Below are 14,276 nucleotides of genomic sequence, written 5' to 3'. Positions count from 1 at the left end.
CTCCGGGTTCAACCAAACGTAAAGGCGTAGGCACGCACGCCGGGATCGAGGAATTCGATCTCGAAGCTGCGCTCATTCACTGCGCCGTCCTGACGGATCAATTGGTACAAACGGTTGCCATCCACCTGGCCGCTGCCATCGGCCGACACATCACCGCCCGCCGATGCGCCGGGCGCTTGTCCATCAATCCGCACTTTGAAGCGCACCGGTTTATCCGCATCCTGTGGCGCAAGCACCAGATGCAGATCACGCGCGTGAAAACGAAACGCGATGCGGCCACCGGCCTGCTGCAGCTGCGCGTCTTCTTCGCCTACCATCCAACGCCCTTGCAACGCCCAATGATTGAGCTTCAACGTGGTCGGCAGGCGATAGTCCGCCGCACGCCCTGCATACAATCCATCCGGTGACGCGAAGTTCTCCGCGCGTGCACGGCCGAGGTAGGTTTCCGGCGACTTGAGGTTGTCCATGTCCGCCTCTCGCTCAACACCGCTGCGCGCAGTCTCCATGGCCATCGCCGGGGCAACATCGCCGGGCAACGTATTGCCGGCTTCGCGCAGCAGCTGGCGGATGATCTGCTCGGACTGCGCATAGTTGCCTTCACCAAAATGGTGGGCGCGGATTTTCCCTTGCGCATCGATGAAGTAATGCGCCGGCCAGTAGCGGTTATTGAAGCCGCGCCAGATCGCGAAGTCGTTGTCGATGGCAACCGGATACGTGACCTTCAGATCAGTAACCGCGCGCTGCACGTTGCGCACATCACGCTCGAATGCGAATTCCGGCGCGTGCACACCGATCACCACCAAGCCGTGGTCGCGATAGCGCTCGGCCCACTCGCGCACATGCGGCAGCGCGCGCAGACAGTTGATGCAGGAGTACGTCCAGAAATCGACCAGCACCACCTTTCCACGCAGCGCCTGCGCGTCCAGCGGCGGGCTGTTGAGCCAGCCAGTGGCACCGCCCAACGAAGGCAACGTACCTTCGACCGGCAACGTCGACGGGGCCGCATCATTGGCCGCCATCATCATCGCGCCATCTGCTGCTGGCGCCTGACCGGGCAGCGTATCCAGCAAGCCCTGCTCAAGCCGCGCGGTGCTCACCGTCGATAACCGGGTCAGCACCCCGGTATCCCAGCCCATCGCAATCGCCACCACGGCCAACAATGCCGCAATGCCGAGGCCGCGACGGATCCATTCGCCCGCCCCCAGGTGGCGCTTCAACGCGGTGAACACACGGCCACCGATCCAGATCGCCAACGCCAGCGAGGTCGCCGCGCCCAAGGCATACGCCAGCAGCAGACCGCTGGTGCCGGCATTGGCACCCTGCAACGCGGCGCCGGTGAGTATCAAGCCCAGAATCGGCCCGGCACACGGCGCCCACAGCAAGCCGGTGGCGATACCGATCAACAGCGAGGCGCCAACACCACCTGTCCGGCTTTCATCGGCAGCGGCACTCAGGCGGCCGCCCAGGCGCTGCAACGGCGACAACAGGCGGCTGGCGAGCGCCGGCCACAGCAGTGCCAGCGCAAACAGGGTCATCACCAGCAAGGCAATCCAGCGGCCGATCTGATTGGCCTGCGCCACCCATTGGCTGCCTACCGCGGCCAGGCTGGCCACCACGGCAAACATCAATGCCATGCCGATCAGCAACGGCAAACCGCTGCGCAGGAATGGCCGGTCCGAGCGTGCGAATACGAACGGCAGCACCGGCAGGATGCACGGACTGAGAATGGTGAGCACGCCGCCCAGGTAGGCCAGCACGAGCAGGAACATGGTGAGTCCTTGTTGGAAGTCGGTTACAGCGGCGCTCAGGCCGCAATGAAATTCATGGCGACGCCATTCATGCAGTAGCGCAGTCCAGTAGGACGCGGGCCGTCGTTGAAGACATGACCCAGATGCCCGCCACAGCGTCGGCAATGTGCTTCCACCCGCTGCATGCCGAAGGTGGTGTCGCGGTCTTCGCCCACCGCATCGTGCAGCGGCGCCCAGAAGCTCGGCCAACCGGTACCGCTGTCGAATTTGGTCGCCGAGGAGAACAGCGGCAACGCGCAGCCGGCGCACACAAAGGTGCCGCGCCGATGCTCGCTGTTGAGCGGGCTGCTGAACGCGCGCTCGGTGGAATGGCCGCGCAGCACCGCATATTGCGCGGGGCTGAGTTGTTCACGCCATTGCGCATCGCTGCGCATGACTTCAAACACGCGCGTGCGGACCGGCGTGGCGGGCGCTGCCCCGCTGCAGGCAGTGAGGCCGAGCAGACCGGCGGCGACCGTCACGCAGCCGATGCTGAGCACAGTGCGACGGGTGAGGGACATCGCCACTCTCCAGCCTTGGGAGGATGTGGCCATGCTGCGCCCTGCCAGATCAACGCCTCCTGACGCAGAGCGAAATTTTTCGTTACACCTTGCGCGGATAGCGCCAACAACATGCAGATCAGCATGCGGGACGACGGCCCAAGCACTGCACCCAAGCGACGCGCGAACCTGTTCATCACCTCGCCCGCATTGGACAGCCAACGTGCGGACAGCGGCGGGCTCGGCTTGCTGATCCGTGCACCCCATTCTGCAGTTGCATCACCGGCACATCCAACGGCTCGACAGCCGCGAAGGTGCGCTGCTCGTGTTTACGCTGGCCGCTGCGAGCCGCCAAGGCGGCCATCCGTGCGGCGTGTGAATCTGCTGGCGGAATGCTGGCTGCAGGCACACAAAGCGCGGTCGCCCTCGAAGCAAGGCGACCGCGCTCAACCGCGACGTCAGGCCGCCCACCGGGCGAATCCAACTCCCGGCGGCATCACCTGATCAGGCCAGCACCAACGCGCGTGTTTCATCCAACCAGCGGCTGGCGAACGCCGGGCTTTTGGCCTTGCCTAGCGCGGTAGCCACTTCCGGCCACAGCTGCTCCAGGCTGATCGCCGAGCGGCTGCGCTCGATCTTCAGCTGGATCAGATAGCCCTTCAGCCCCAGATGTTTGCGCACCGATTCGGCCATCCAGTCACGCAGCTGCTGGTAGCGCAGCGGGTCGTCGCCCAGCTGCACGGTGACCGGCACGTCCGGCTTGCGCTCGACGCTGCCACCGACCGCTTCAATCAGTGCCATCGACAGCAGCTGTGCCAGCACGTCATCCGGCGCGCGCAGCCCCTGCGCCATCTGCCGCAGTTCCTGCTCATCGCGACGTCCGTCCACCAGCAACAATGCCGAACGCAGCGCCGGTATCAGGCGCAGCGCGCGGTCTTCCATTTCACGACGGCCAGCGGCCGTCTTGGCATAGATCAATGCCATTTTCCCTCCCACATGTGTGCATCGCAAAACACGGCGTGCGCCACGGATCCGGAACCCCCGCCCCGGATCTGCTTACCTCCACACGTACCGCCCCCTTGCGATCGCTGCGCTTGTGGCCTGCGCTATTTCCCCAGCGCGCGGCGGATTTCATCCAGTGCGCTCGGGTCGTCCAATGTCGACAGATCCCCCGGGTCGCGCTGCTCCGCCAATGCCTGCAACGAACGCCGAAGCAGCTTACCCGAACGCGTCTTGGGAAGCGCGTTGACGATATGGACATGCGCCGGCCGCGCCACCGCGCCCAGCGAACCGGTGACGCGCTGCATCATTTCTGCGGCCAGCACCGCCACCTCATCGTCGACTGGCGCCTGCTTGAGGGTGACGAACACCAGCGGCACCTGCCCCTTCAGCTCGTCATGCACGCCGATCACCGCCGCCTCGGCCACACGCGGGTGGCTGGAGATGGCTTCCTCGATCTCGCGCGTGCCGAGCCGATGCCCGGCCACATTGATCACATCGTCGGTGCGGCCAAGGATGAAGGTGTAGCCATCCTCATCGCGGATGGCCCAGTCCAGCGAGCTGTACAGCAGTTCGTTGAAATGGCTGAAGTAGCTCTTGAGAAAACGCTCGTCGTCGTTCCACACCGTGCTCATACAGCCAGGCGGCAGCGGCGGCTGAATCACCAACACGCCCTTCTGCCCCGGCGCCACTTCTTCGCCACTCTGCTCGTCGATCACCTTCATCTTGTAGCCAAGATTGGGGAAGCCGGGCGAGCCGAACTTCACCGGTTTCATGTCCAGACCCGGCAACAGCGTCAGCGCCGGCCAACCGGTTTCGGTCTGCCAGTAGTTGTCGATCACCGGCTTGCGCAGCGCGCCGCTGATCCACTGCGCAGTGGGTTGATCCAACGGCTCACCCGCGAGGAACAGATATTTCAACTCGGACAGATCATGGCGGTCGATGAAATCGACATCGTGCTTCTTCAGCACGCGGATCGCGGTGGGCGAAGAGAACATCGTGCGCACGCCGTACTGCTCGCACAGCGCCCACCAGATGCCGGCATCCGGATTGATCGGCAAACCTTCGTACAACAGCGAAGTACAACCGCCAATCAGCGGCCCATATACGTTGTACGAATGGCCCACCGCCCAACCAACATCGGAGGTGGAGAACATCACCTGGCCCGGCGCGCAATCAAACACGGTACGCATCGACTGCGCCATCGCCACCGCATACCCCCCCACGTCACGCTGCACGCCCTTGGGCTTGCCGGTGGTGCCGGAGGTGTACAACAAATAGCTGGGCTCGTTGGACTCCAGCCATTCCACCGGCACCTCGACATCACCCACCTGCGCCCGCAGCGCCGCGTAGTCTTCATCGCGTCCGGCCAGCTTCGGTTCGGCCGCATCCAGCCCGCGCGAAACGATCAACACTTTCGGCGGCGGACTCTGCGCCTCGGCGCACGCGGCATCCACCATTGCCTTGTACGGAATGACTTTTCCTGCACGCATGCCGGCATCGGCCGCGATCAACAACTTGGGTTGCGCGTCATCGATACGCAGCGCGAGGTTGTGCGCCGCAAAGCCACCAAACACCACCGAGTGCACCGCACCGATGCGTGCGCAGGCCAACATCGCGAACACCGCTTCGGCCATGTTCGGCATGTAGATCACCACACGATCACCACGGCCGACATCGAGCCGCTTGAGCACGGCGGCGAACGCGTTTACCTCGCGATGCAGCTGGCGATAGGTGATCTCACGCGTGGTGTTGGTTTCGGTGGAAATCGCAACGAGTGCGAGCTGGTCCGCACGTTCGGCAAGGTGCCGGTCAACCGCGTTGTAGCAGAGGTTGGTTTCGCCTCCGACGAACCATCGCCGAAACGGCGGATTGGAGTAGTCCAGGATCTGTTCCGGCGCACGGTGCCAGTAAATGGCCTTGGCTTCCTCTGCCCAGAATGCCTCGGGTTCTTCGATGGAACGGCGGTAGATCTGCTCGTACTGCATGACATCCTCCGGAACCTGCCCTGTACAACCGAGCATAGTCCGCAGCCATCAGGGTTCTCCTTGCTGCTTTGGTCTTAAGACCAAAGCAGCAAGCCCCCTCTCCCCTGCCCCCCACTCCGCGCCCCAGCCCTTGCGTTGACGCAAGGGCGCTCAACGGGCCGCGAACCAGTGGTTCGCAAGCAGGCCCGCATCGCCCCGCCAGGGGAGAGGGGCTTTAAAGCTACAGCGGCGAGGATGGCCTCAGCTCGCAGTGCACTAAGCCCCTCTCCCCTTGCGGGAGAGGGGTTGGGGAGAGGGGTTGGGGAGAGGGAGAGCAGCTCCTGTCTCAGAAAGGACTTTCCGAAACGAAGCCCACAGCCTCTCCCGTCACCGGATGCGTAAACGCCAACCGGCACGCATGCAAGTGCACCCGCTGCGCAGGCGCCGCGTCATACAGCGCATCCCCCACAATCGGATGCCCCAGGCTGGCCATATGCACCCGCAACTGATGCGTGCGCCCTGTCACCGGCTCCAGTTCCACCCGCGTGCGTTGCGCGGGAAAATCCCGTGCCAGCACCCGCCAGCGCGTCAGTGCCGGCTTGCCCAGTTCCACATCCACTTTCTGCTTGGGTCGGTTCGGCCAATCACCGATCAACGGCAACGTCACCTCACCCGACTCACCTTCCAGCAGCCCTTCCAACACAGCCTCATAGCGCTTGCTGACCAAGCGCTTCTCGAACTGACCAGACAACGCAATCTGCATCTGCTTGCCACGCGCATACAGCATCAATCCCGACGTCACCTGATCCAAGCGATGCACCGTCAACGCATCCGGATACACCGCCTGCAATCGCGAAATCAGGCAATCCTGCAGCTCAGGCAAACGCCCAGGCACAGACAGCAAGCCGGTTGGCTTTTCGACCACCAGCAACGCCTCGTCGATGTAATGCAAAGCAATCTTGTCAGTCATAAAAAAACAAAATGTAGTGCCGAGCAATGCTCGGCATGGGGCATAACCAGTAGAGCCTCTGCCGAGCATTGCTCGGCACTACAACAAAAAACGGGGAAGCCGAAGCCTCCCCGTTCATTGCATCACGTCACACCGCTGCCGTTACAGCAGATCAGCAACGCCAGCGCGCTCTTCTTCCAGCTCACCCAAGGTGATGTCGATGTACTTCTTGGAGAAGTCGTCGATCGGCAGATCCTTGATGATCGTGTACTGGCCGTTCTCGGTGGTCACCGGGAAGCCGAACACCACGCCTTCCGGGATGCCGTAGGAGCCGTCAGACGGCACGCCCATCGTCACCCACTTGCCGTTGCTGCCCAGCACCCAGTCATGGATGTGGTCGATGGCGGCGTTGGCAGCCGAGGCAGCCGAGGACAGGCCACGGGCGGCGATGATCGCTGCGCCGCGCTTGCCGACGGTCGGAATGAAGGTGTTGGCATTCCATTCCTGATCGTTGATCAGCTCGCCCACCGATGCGCCGCCGGTGGTGGCGAAACGGTAGTCCGGGTACATGGTCGGGCTGTGATTGCCCCACACGGTGAACTTCTCGAAGCTGTCCACCGACTTGCCGGTCTTGGCAGCCAGCTGGCTCAGCGCACGGTTGTGGTCCAGGCGCAGCATGGCGGTGAAGTTCTTCGGGTTCAGATCCGGCGCGGACTTCATCGCGATGTAGGCATTGGTGTTGGCCGGGTTACCGACCACCAGCACCTTCACGTCACGCTTGGCGACGGCGTTCAGCGCCTTGCCCTGCACGGTGAAGATCTTGGCGTTTTCCAGCAGCAGGTCCTTGCGCTCCATGCCCGGGCCGCGCGGACGCGCGCCAACCAGCAGGGCCACGTCGACGTCCTTGAAGGCCACCAGCGGGTCAGCGGTGGTCACCACGCCGGCCAGCAGCGGGAATGCACAATCTTCCAGCTCCATGACCACGCCCTGCAGCGCGGCCTGAGCCTTTTCATTGTCGATTTCGAGCAACTGCAGGATGACCGGCTGATCCTTGCCCAGCATTTCGCCAGAAGCGATGCGGAACAGCAGTGCATAACCGATATTGCCGGCAGCGCCGGTTACGGCAACACGAACGGGTGCTTTCATGGGGGGTTTCCTCTGCTAAGAAGCGTGTCGGGGGGATAAAGCCCTGCCACCGCGCGGGAGCGGCACCGGGGCCGGAATCAGAAACGGCCACCTGGTCAGGTGGCCGTCGAGAACACTCAGGCGGCGAGAATCTTGTTCCACTCTGCGACGCGGTCGGCCTTGGCGGCCAGCACGGCATCGGTGTCGCCTTCCAGGGTGATCTTGTTCAGCGCATCGCCCTGCTTGATCTGGTCAACCACATCCAGGCCTTCCAGCACCTTGCCAAACACGGTGTGCTTGCCATCCAGCCAATCGGTCTTGATGTGGGTGATGAAGAACTGGCTGCCGTTGGTGTTCGGGCCGGCATTGGCCATGGACAGCACGCCGCGCTCGTGGCGCACGCCGTTCTTGGTCTCGTCTTCAAAACGGTAGCCCGGGCCACCGCGGCCGGAGCCTTCCGGGCAGCCGCCCTGGATCATGAAATCGGCAATCACGCGATGGAAAGCCAGTCCGTCGTAGAAACCATGCTTGGTCAAATTGACGAAATTGGCCACGGTCAGCGGCGCCTTGTCGGCGAACAGCTCAACCTTGATCAGGCCGCGGGTGGTGTCGAAAGTGGCAATCAGGGACATGGGAATCCTTGTGGGAGAAGACATCTAGCGATAGCCGCATAGGATACACCTGCCCCCGTGCGCGGCGCTGCCCCATGGCCCTCACCTCTGCCGACCGCGGCTGAATGCCCGCTCAGCCAGCCGCTCAGGGGGCTTTTCGCGTTCTGGCCGGATACCGGTATAATCGTGAACTCTTTTCCCCATTCACGGCGCCGGCTGGCCGTCTTCCGCATGTCTATCGAAAATCTTCGCAACATCGCCATTGTCGCCCACGTCGATCACGGCAAGACCACCCTGGTTGACTGCCTGCTCAAGAACTCCGACACGCTGTCCGAGCGCACCGTTCTGGCTGAGCGCGTGATGGACAGTAACGATCAGGAAAAAGAACGCGGCATCACCATTCTGGCCAAGAACACGGCCATCAAGTGGAATGGCAACCGCATCAACATCGTCGACACCCCCGGACACGCCGACTTCGGCGGTGAAGTGGAGCGCGTGCTGTCGATGGTCGACTCGGTGTTGATCCTGGTCGACGCGATGGACGGCCCGATGCCGCAGACCCGCTTCGTCACCCAGAAGGCCTTCGCGATGGGCTTCAAGCCGATCGTCGTGGTCAACAAGGTCGACCGTCCGAGCGCGCGTCCGGAATGGGTGATCGACCAGGTGTTCGACCTGTTCGACAAGCTCGGCGCCACCAATGAGCAGCTGGACTTCCCCATCGTCTACGCCTCCGGCCTGAACGGTTATGCCGGCCTGGAAGACACCGTGCGCTCGGGCGACATGACCCCGCTGTTCGAAGCGATCATGAAGTACGTGCCGGTGCCGGACGTGGACCCGGAAGGCCCGTTCCAGATGCGCATCAGCCAGCTGGACTACAACAACTTCGTCGGCGTGATCGGCATCGGCCGCATTCAGCGCGGCAAGCTGCGCAAGAACATGCAGGTCACCGTCATCGACCGCGAAGGCAAGAAGCGCAACGGCAAGGTGCTGCAGGTGCTGGGCTTCATGGGCCTGGAGCGCGTGGAAGTTGACGAAGCCGAAGCCGGTGACATCGTCGCCATCTCCGGTATCCAGGAGCTGACCATCTCCGACACCATCTGCCACCCGGATGCGCCTGAAGCGCTGCCGGCGCTGACCGTCGACGAGCCGACCATCTCCATGACCTTCCAGGTCAACAACTCGCCGTTCGCAGGCAACAAGGACCTGTCCGGCGGCAAGTTCCTGACCAGCCGCCAGCTGAAGGAGCGCCTGGAGCGCGAGACCGTGCACAACGTGGCACTGAAGGTCGAGCAGCTTGAAGACGCCGACAAGTTCCTGGTCTCCGGCCGTGGCGAGCTGCACCTGTCGGTGCTGATCGAAACCATGCGTCGTGAAGGCTACGAGCTGGCCGTGTCGCGCCCGGAAGTGATCATCAAGGAAATCGACGGCCAGATGATGGAGCCGATCGAGCAGCTGGTCGTCGACATCGAAGAGCAGCACCAGGGCGGCGTCATGGAAAAGCTGGGCATCCGCAAGGGCCTGCTCAAGAACATGGAATCGGACGGCAAGGGCCGCGTGCGCCTTGACTACACGATTCCGGCGCGCGGCCTGATCGGCTTCCAGAACGAGTTCAAGACCCTGACCCAGGGTTCTGGCCTGCTGTTCCACGTGTTCGACCATTACGGCCCGAAGGAACAGGGCGCCATCGCCAAGCGCCAGAACGGCGTGATGATTGCCAACGCCCCGGGCGCCACCCCGGCGTATGCCCTGGGCCCGTTGGAAGAGCGCGGCAAGCTGTTCGCCGCCGAAGGCGACAACGTGTACGAAGGCCAGCTGGTCGGTATCCACTCCAAGGACAACGATCTGACCGTCAACGCCATCAAGACCAAGCCGCTGACCAACATGCGCGCTTCGGGCAAGGATGACGCGATCAAGCTGACCCCGGCCATCAAGTACTCGCTGGAGCAGGCGCTGGACTTCATCGAGGACGACGAGCTGGTTGAAGTCACCCCGAAGGAAATCCGCCTGCGCAAGAAGGCGCTGACCGAAAGCGACCGCAAGAAGGCATCGCGCGGCGGCTGATTGCGTTGACCGGCAATACGCCCTACAACCCGGATCCGCACGCGCATCCGGGTCTGGCAGCCATCGCGCTGCTGGAAGCGGGAAAGGCCATCTTGGCCTTTCTCGCCGCGGCCGGCCTGGAGATCTCCGGGCCCGGCCCGCTTCGCAACATCATCAACACCTTGATCCTGCGCATTGGCGGCGACCCCGAGCACGGCTCGTTCTCCTCGCTGCTTGGCCTGATCACCCCCGACACCGTCCACATTGGCGCCACCGTACTGGTCGCCTATGGCCTGCTGCGCACGCTTGAAGCCTGGGGCCTGTGGCGCGCCAAGGCGTGGGCCTCCTGGCTGGGCTGCATCTCCGCAGCGCTCTACCTGCCACTGGACATCTACGCCATCGTCAAACACCCCGGCTGGGCCGCATGGCTGCTACTGGCGGTGAACGTATTGGTCGTATGGGTACTGGCCCGGGACATCGGCAAGCGCCGCCGGCACTAAGTCCGGCTCAAGCGCGCATAGCGTTTCACCTGCCGTGTCGTGCCGAGCCACGCTCGGCATGAGGTTTTCTCAGTAATAGCGAGCGGAACATGGCTCCGCTCTACAGCTGTACGCGCTTAACCCGCTGCGTTACCGCCCTGTTTGCGCACGATCGCCATCGCAATTTCCAGCGACTGCTCGTAGTTCAATCGCGGGTCCACGCTGGAGCGATAGGCACGCTCCAGATCGCGCTCGGTCAACTCACGCGCGCCACCCGTACATTCGGTAACGTCTTCGCCAGTCAGTTCCAGATGCACGCCCCCCAGCCGCGTCCCAGCCGCCGCATGCAGGTCGAACGACAGCTCCACTTCATTGCGGATGTTGTCGAAGCGACGGGTCTTGTAGCCGTTGCTGGTGCTTTCGGTATTGCCGTGCATCGCATCGCATACCCACAGCACGCGGCGGCCATCGCGCTTCACTGCGTCCAGCAGTGGCGGCAACTTCTCGGCAATCTGATTCGCACCCATGCGATGGATGAAGCTCAGGCGCCCGGGCTCGTCATCCGGGTTCAGCACGTCCATCAAACGCAGCAGTTGATCTGGCTGCACCGACGGCCCCACCTTGATCGCAATCGGATTGCGTACGCCGCGCAGGTATTCCACATGCGCGCCATCCAGCGCCGCCGTGCGCATCCCGATCCACGGGTAATGCGTACTCAGGTTGAACCAGCCATGCTGGCGCGGCACCTGCCGGGTCAACGCCTGCTCGTAATGCAGCAGCAACGCCTCATGCGAGGTGTAGAAATCCACCCGATTGAGGTTGTGCACCTGTGTGCCGGACAGCGTTTCCATGAAACGCACCGCGTCACCGATCGAGGCCACCATTTCCTGGTACTCCTCGGCCAGCGGCGAATAGCGCATCCAGCTCAGGTTCCAGTATTCGGGATGATGAAGATCGGCGAAGCCGCCGTCGATCAGCGCACGCACGAAATTCATGGTCAGCGCCGAACGCGAGTGCGCGGCAATCATCCGCTGCGGGTCCGGCAGACGCGCTGCTTCAGTGAACTCCGGCGCGTTGATCACGTCGCCGCGATAACTCGGCAGCGTCACATCACCACGGGTTTCGGTATCGGCCGAGCGCGGCTTTGCATATTGGCCGGCGAAGCGACCCACACGCACCACCGGCATGCGCAAGCCGTGTACCAGCACCAGACTCATCTGCAGCAGCACTTTGAGCCGGTTGGAGATCATGCCGGATTCGCAATCGGCGAAATTCTCCGCACAGTCACCGCCCTGCAGCAGGAAGCGCTTGCCCTCCTGCGCCTCGGCCAGCTGCTGCTTCAGCGCGAAGATCTCCCACGACGTCACCAGCGGCGGCAGCTGCCGCAACTCAGCCAGCGCCGTCTCCAGCGCCTGCGCATCCGGGTAGGTCGGCATCTGCAGCGCCTGCTTGCCACGCCAACTCCCGGGCGCCCAGCTGGAATCAGTGGCGGCCGCAGACAAGGGGGAAGACAGGCTCATACAGATACCGTTATTTACAGAGGGAAAAGAGAACTCAGAACCGACGCAACTTGCGCGCGCGCAGCCCGGCATACAAACCGCCCAGGCCCAGCACCACGAACCACACCAGGCTCCACATCGGCATGCTCAAGCCGAGGAAGGTCCAATCAATGTTGCCGCAGTCGCCGGTGCCGGTAAGCACGGTGCGGAACACTTCAAACGGGCCCATCGTTTCGCTGAGGAAACTCAGCGGCGGGCCACAGCTACTACCCAGGTCCTTCGGCAACAACTGCACATAGACATGACGCCCGGCGACGCCGGCACCAATACCGGCCAGCAGCAACGTCAACACGCCATAGGCAGCGCGCCCGCCGCGACTGGACGGCCCATGCAACGCCCCCAGCAGGAAGCCGACACCCAACGCCGCAAAGGCAATGCGCTGATAGATACACAACGGACACGGCACCAGGCCCATCTGGATCTGCGTGTAGATCGCAAAGGCCAGCAGCCCCGCACAGACCAGAAAACCGGCCAAAAACTGGGCGCGAAAACTCCAACGCAAAGGATTCATCACATCAATCCGATTCAATAGTGCGGCAAGAGTACCAGCCCGCCTCGCGACTGACAGCAGCGGTTGCAATGGCGACTTTGCATAAGCAAAAAGCCCGGCCAAGGCCGGGCTTCTGCTTCATCCATTGAAGGATGGAAGGACGCGATTACTCAGCGACTTCTTCTGCAACGGCGGCCGGACGGTCAACCAGCTCAACGTAGGCCATCGGTGCGTTATCGCCAGCGCGGAAGCCGCACTTCAGCAGACGCAGGTAGCCGCCCGGACGGGTGGCGTAGCGCGGGCCCAGGATGGTGAACAGGTTGCCAACGGCTTCCTTGTCACGCAGACGGGCGAACGCCAGACGACGGTTGGCGACCGAATCAACCTTGGCCAGGGTGATCAGCGGCTCGGCAACGCGGCGCAGTTCCTTGGCTTTCGGCAGGGTGGTCTTGATCAGCTCGTGCTTGAACAGCGACGCAGCCATGTTCTTGAACATTGCTTCGCGGTGGGCGCTGGTACGGTTGAACTTGCGGCCCGATTTCTGATGACGCATGGGACTAATTCCTTGAAGTAAATGGTAGGACGTTGGATTTCTCTGTCGCCATCCTGGCGTTGTTGCACGGACTGCGGATGGTCCTGGCCGCCCCTCCTGGACGGCCTGCGCTGCGGCCTGTCAGCCGTCAACGCGGGTACTGCTTACAACATTCCCCCGCATGGCTTCCCATGCGGGGGAACAGGTGTTGCTTAACCAAGCATGCCGTGAGCGGCGACACCGGCCGGCGGCCAGTTCTCCAGCTTCATGCCAAGCGACAGGCCACGCTGGGCCAGCACTTCCTTGATCTCGGTCAACGACTTCTTGCCGAGGTTCGGGGTCTTGAGCAGTTCCACTTCGGTCTTCTGGATCAGATCACCGATGTAGTAAATGCTCTCGGCCTTCAGGCAGTTGGCCGAACGCACGGTCAGCTCCAAGTCGTCGATCGGGCGCAGCAGCACCGGATCCACGCCATTGTTGGCCGGCTTGGCCGCACCGCGATCGCGGTGGGTGAAATCGCCGAACACCGACAGCTGATCGCTGAGGATGTCGGCCGCAGTGCGGACAGCTTCCTCGGCATCGATCGTGCCGTTGGTTTCGATATCGATGACCAGCTTGTCCAGATCGGTACGCTGTTCAACGCGAGCCGCTTCCACCGAATAGGCGACGCGGCGGACGGGCGAGAACGAAGCATCCAGAACCAGACGACCGATCGCACGGGTTTCTTCGTCCGGACGACGACGCGCGGCCGCCGGCTGGTAGCCGAAGCCACGCTCGATCTTCAGACGCATGTTGATCGATGCGTCCTTGGTCAGATGGCAGATCACGTGGTCGCCGTTGATCACTTCGACGTTGTGGTCCAGCTTGATGTCGGCAGCAGTCACGATGCCCGGGCCCTGCTTGGTCAGGGAGAGCGTGGCGCTGTCGCCGGTATGCATGCGAATAGCCACGTCTTTCAGGTTGAGCAGGACATCCAGCACGTCCTCCTGCAAGCCTTCAAGCGTGGTGTACTCGTGAAGCACGCCGTCGATCTCGACTTCGGTAATGGCGAAGCCCGGGATGGACGACAGCAGCACGCGACGCAGGGCGTTGCCCAACGTATGCCCGTAACCACGCTCCAGCGGTTCGATCACGACCTTGGCGCGGGTCTCGGTAAGGCGTTCGATCTGCGGACCGCGAGGACGCAGAACCTGGTTTGCGGTAACCGTCATGTTGCGGGGTCTCCTGCGAACCTCCGG

General features: G+C 62.9%; 13 protein-coding genes. 2 read left to right on the top strand and 11 right to left on the bottom strand.

Going from position 1 to position 14,276, the window contains the following annotated elements; translation table 11 throughout:
- Positions 1–8: 8 nt before the first annotated feature.
- The 7 genes from ACREP4_RS04970 to ACREP4_RS04940 all read right to left on the bottom strand — a co-directional run bounded on the left by ACREP4_RS04970 (position 9) and on the right by ACREP4_RS04940 (position 7,959).
- Positions 9–1,769 carry a cytochrome c biogenesis protein DipZ gene (locus ACREP4_RS04970; protein ID WP_431595072.1) on the bottom strand — a complete coding sequence of 587 codons (1,761 nt, stop codon included), beginning with the start codon at positions 1,767–1,769 and terminating at the stop codon, positions 9–11.
- A gap of 35 nt (positions 1,770–1,804) precedes the next feature.
- Positions 1,805–2,308 (bottom strand): peptide-methionine (R)-S-oxide reductase MsrB, encoded by a 504-nt coding sequence (gene msrB, locus ACREP4_RS04965; protein WP_431595071.1) that lies wholly within the window; start codon positions 2,306–2,308, stop codon positions 1,805–1,807.
- A 483-nt stretch (positions 2,309–2,791) separates the two neighbouring features.
- Complete coding sequence (locus ACREP4_RS04960; protein ID WP_431595070.1) at positions 2,792–3,271, bottom strand: hypothetical protein; 480 nt, start codon at positions 3,269–3,271, stop codon at positions 2,792–2,794.
- Positions 3,272–3,393: 122 nt separating this feature from the next.
- Complete coding sequence (prpE, locus tag ACREP4_RS04955) at positions 3,394–5,274, bottom strand: propionate--CoA ligase (RefSeq protein WP_431595069.1); 1,881 nt, start codon at positions 5,272–5,274, stop codon at positions 3,394–3,396.
- Positions 5,275–5,599: 325 nt separating this feature from the next.
- Positions 5,600–6,223 carry an RluA family pseudouridine synthase gene (locus ACREP4_RS04950; RefSeq protein WP_431595068.1) on the bottom strand — a complete coding sequence of 208 codons (624 nt, stop codon included), beginning with the start codon at positions 6,221–6,223 and terminating at the stop codon, positions 5,600–5,602.
- A gap of 141 nt (positions 6,224–6,364) precedes the next feature.
- Positions 6,365–7,348, bottom strand: coding sequence for a malate dehydrogenase (locus tag ACREP4_RS04945; RefSeq protein ID WP_431595067.1), 984 nt, complete (start codon positions 7,346–7,348; stop codon positions 6,365–6,367).
- A gap of 116 nt (positions 7,349–7,464) precedes the next feature.
- Complete coding sequence (locus tag ACREP4_RS04940; protein ID WP_431595066.1) at positions 7,465–7,959, bottom strand: peptidylprolyl isomerase; 495 nt, start codon at positions 7,957–7,959, stop codon at positions 7,465–7,467.
- A 210-nt stretch (positions 7,960–8,169) separates the two neighbouring features.
- Between ACREP4_RS04940 and typA the strand changes: the two genes are divergently transcribed.
- Together typA and ACREP4_RS04930 are read left to right on the top strand one after the other, a co-directional pair.
- Positions 8,170–9,999 carry a translational GTPase TypA gene (typA, locus tag ACREP4_RS04935; protein ID WP_431595065.1) on the top strand — a complete coding sequence of 610 codons (1,830 nt, stop codon included), beginning with the start codon at positions 8,170–8,172 and terminating at the stop codon, positions 9,997–9,999.
- A gap of 5 nt (positions 10,000–10,004) precedes the next feature.
- Positions 10,005–10,478 (top strand): DUF2127 domain-containing protein, encoded by a 474-nt coding sequence (locus ACREP4_RS04930; protein WP_431595064.1) that lies wholly within the window; start codon positions 10,005–10,007, stop codon positions 10,476–10,478.
- Positions 10,479–10,594: 116 nt separating this feature from the next.
- Here the strand turns inward: ACREP4_RS04930 and ACREP4_RS04925 are convergent, their stop codons facing one another.
- The 4 genes from ACREP4_RS04925 to ACREP4_RS04910 all read right to left on the bottom strand — a co-directional run bounded on the left by ACREP4_RS04925 (position 10,595) and on the right by ACREP4_RS04910 (position 14,249).
- Complete coding sequence (locus tag ACREP4_RS04925; protein WP_431595063.1) at positions 10,595–11,977, bottom strand: class II 3-deoxy-7-phosphoheptulonate synthase; 1,383 nt, start codon at positions 11,975–11,977, stop codon at positions 10,595–10,597.
- 34 nt (positions 11,978–12,011) lie between these two features.
- Positions 12,012–12,527 carry a disulfide bond formation protein B gene (locus ACREP4_RS04920; protein ID WP_431595062.1) on the bottom strand — a complete coding sequence of 172 codons (516 nt, stop codon included), beginning with the start codon at positions 12,525–12,527 and terminating at the stop codon, positions 12,012–12,014.
- A 145-nt stretch (positions 12,528–12,672) separates the two neighbouring features.
- Complete coding sequence (gene rplQ / locus ACREP4_RS04915; RefSeq protein ID WP_055767523.1) at positions 12,673–13,059, bottom strand: 50S ribosomal protein L17; 387 nt, start codon at positions 13,057–13,059, stop codon at positions 12,673–12,675.
- A gap of 191 nt (positions 13,060–13,250) precedes the next feature.
- A complete protein-coding gene (locus tag ACREP4_RS04910; RefSeq protein WP_431595061.1) occupies positions 13,251–14,249 on the bottom strand; it encodes a DNA-directed RNA polymerase subunit alpha in 999 nt (332 codons plus the stop codon).
- Positions 14,250–14,276: the final 27 nt, after the last annotated feature.

It is taken from the genome of Stenotrophomonas sp. (genome assembly GCF_050737575.1).
Lineage (GTDB): Bacteria > Pseudomonadota > Gammaproteobacteria > Xanthomonadales > Xanthomonadaceae > Stenotrophomonas.
The sequence above is the reverse complement of the archived record's forward strand: the minus strand, read 5'-3'. Positions and strand labels throughout refer to the sequence as shown.

What these genes read in the sequence shown, in the direction of transcription:
- ACREP4_RS04925 (WP_431595063.1), bottom strand. Translation starts at nt 11,977, where the DNA reads ATGAGCCTGTCTTCCCCCTTGTCTGCGGCCGCCACTGATTCCAGCTGG.
- prpE (WP_431595069.1), bottom strand. Translation starts at nt 5,274, where the DNA reads ATGCAGTACGAGCAGATCTACCGCCGTTCCATCGAAGAACCCGAGGCA.
- ACREP4_RS04910 (WP_431595061.1), bottom strand. Translation starts at nt 14,249, where the DNA reads ATGACGGTTACCGCAAACCAGGTTCTGCGTCCTCGCGGTCCGCAGATC.
- ACREP4_RS04960 (WP_431595070.1), bottom strand. Translation starts at nt 3,271, where the DNA reads ATGGCATTGATCTATGCCAAGACGGCCGCTGGCCGTCGTGAAATGGAA.
- rplQ (WP_055767523.1), bottom strand. Translation starts at nt 13,059, where the DNA reads ATGCGTCATCAGAAATCGGGCCGCAAGTTCAACCGTACCAGCGCCCAC.
- ACREP4_RS04920 (WP_431595062.1), bottom strand. Translation starts at nt 12,527, where the DNA reads ATGAATCCTTTGCGTTGGAGTTTTCGCGCCCAGTTTTTGGCCGGTTTT.
- ACREP4_RS04970 (WP_431595072.1), bottom strand. Translation starts at nt 1,769, where the DNA reads ATGTTCCTGCTCGTGCTGGCCTACCTGGGCGGCGTGCTCACCATTCTC.
- ACREP4_RS04940 (WP_431595066.1), bottom strand. Translation starts at nt 7,959, where the DNA reads ATGTCCCTGATTGCCACTTTCGACACCACCCGCGGCCTGATCAAGGTT.
- typA (WP_431595065.1), top strand. Translation starts at nt 8,170, where the DNA reads ATGTCTATCGAAAATCTTCGCAACATCGCCATTGTCGCCCACGTCGAT.
- msrB (WP_431595071.1), bottom strand. Translation starts at nt 2,308, where the DNA reads ATGTCCCTCACCCGTCGCACTGTGCTCAGCATCGGCTGCGTGACGGTC.
- ACREP4_RS04945 (WP_431595067.1), bottom strand. Translation starts at nt 7,348, where the DNA reads ATGAAAGCACCCGTTCGTGTTGCCGTAACCGGCGCTGCCGGCAATATC.
- ACREP4_RS04950 (WP_431595068.1), bottom strand. Translation starts at nt 6,223, where the DNA reads ATGACTGACAAGATTGCTTTGCATTACATCGACGAGGCGTTGCTGGTG.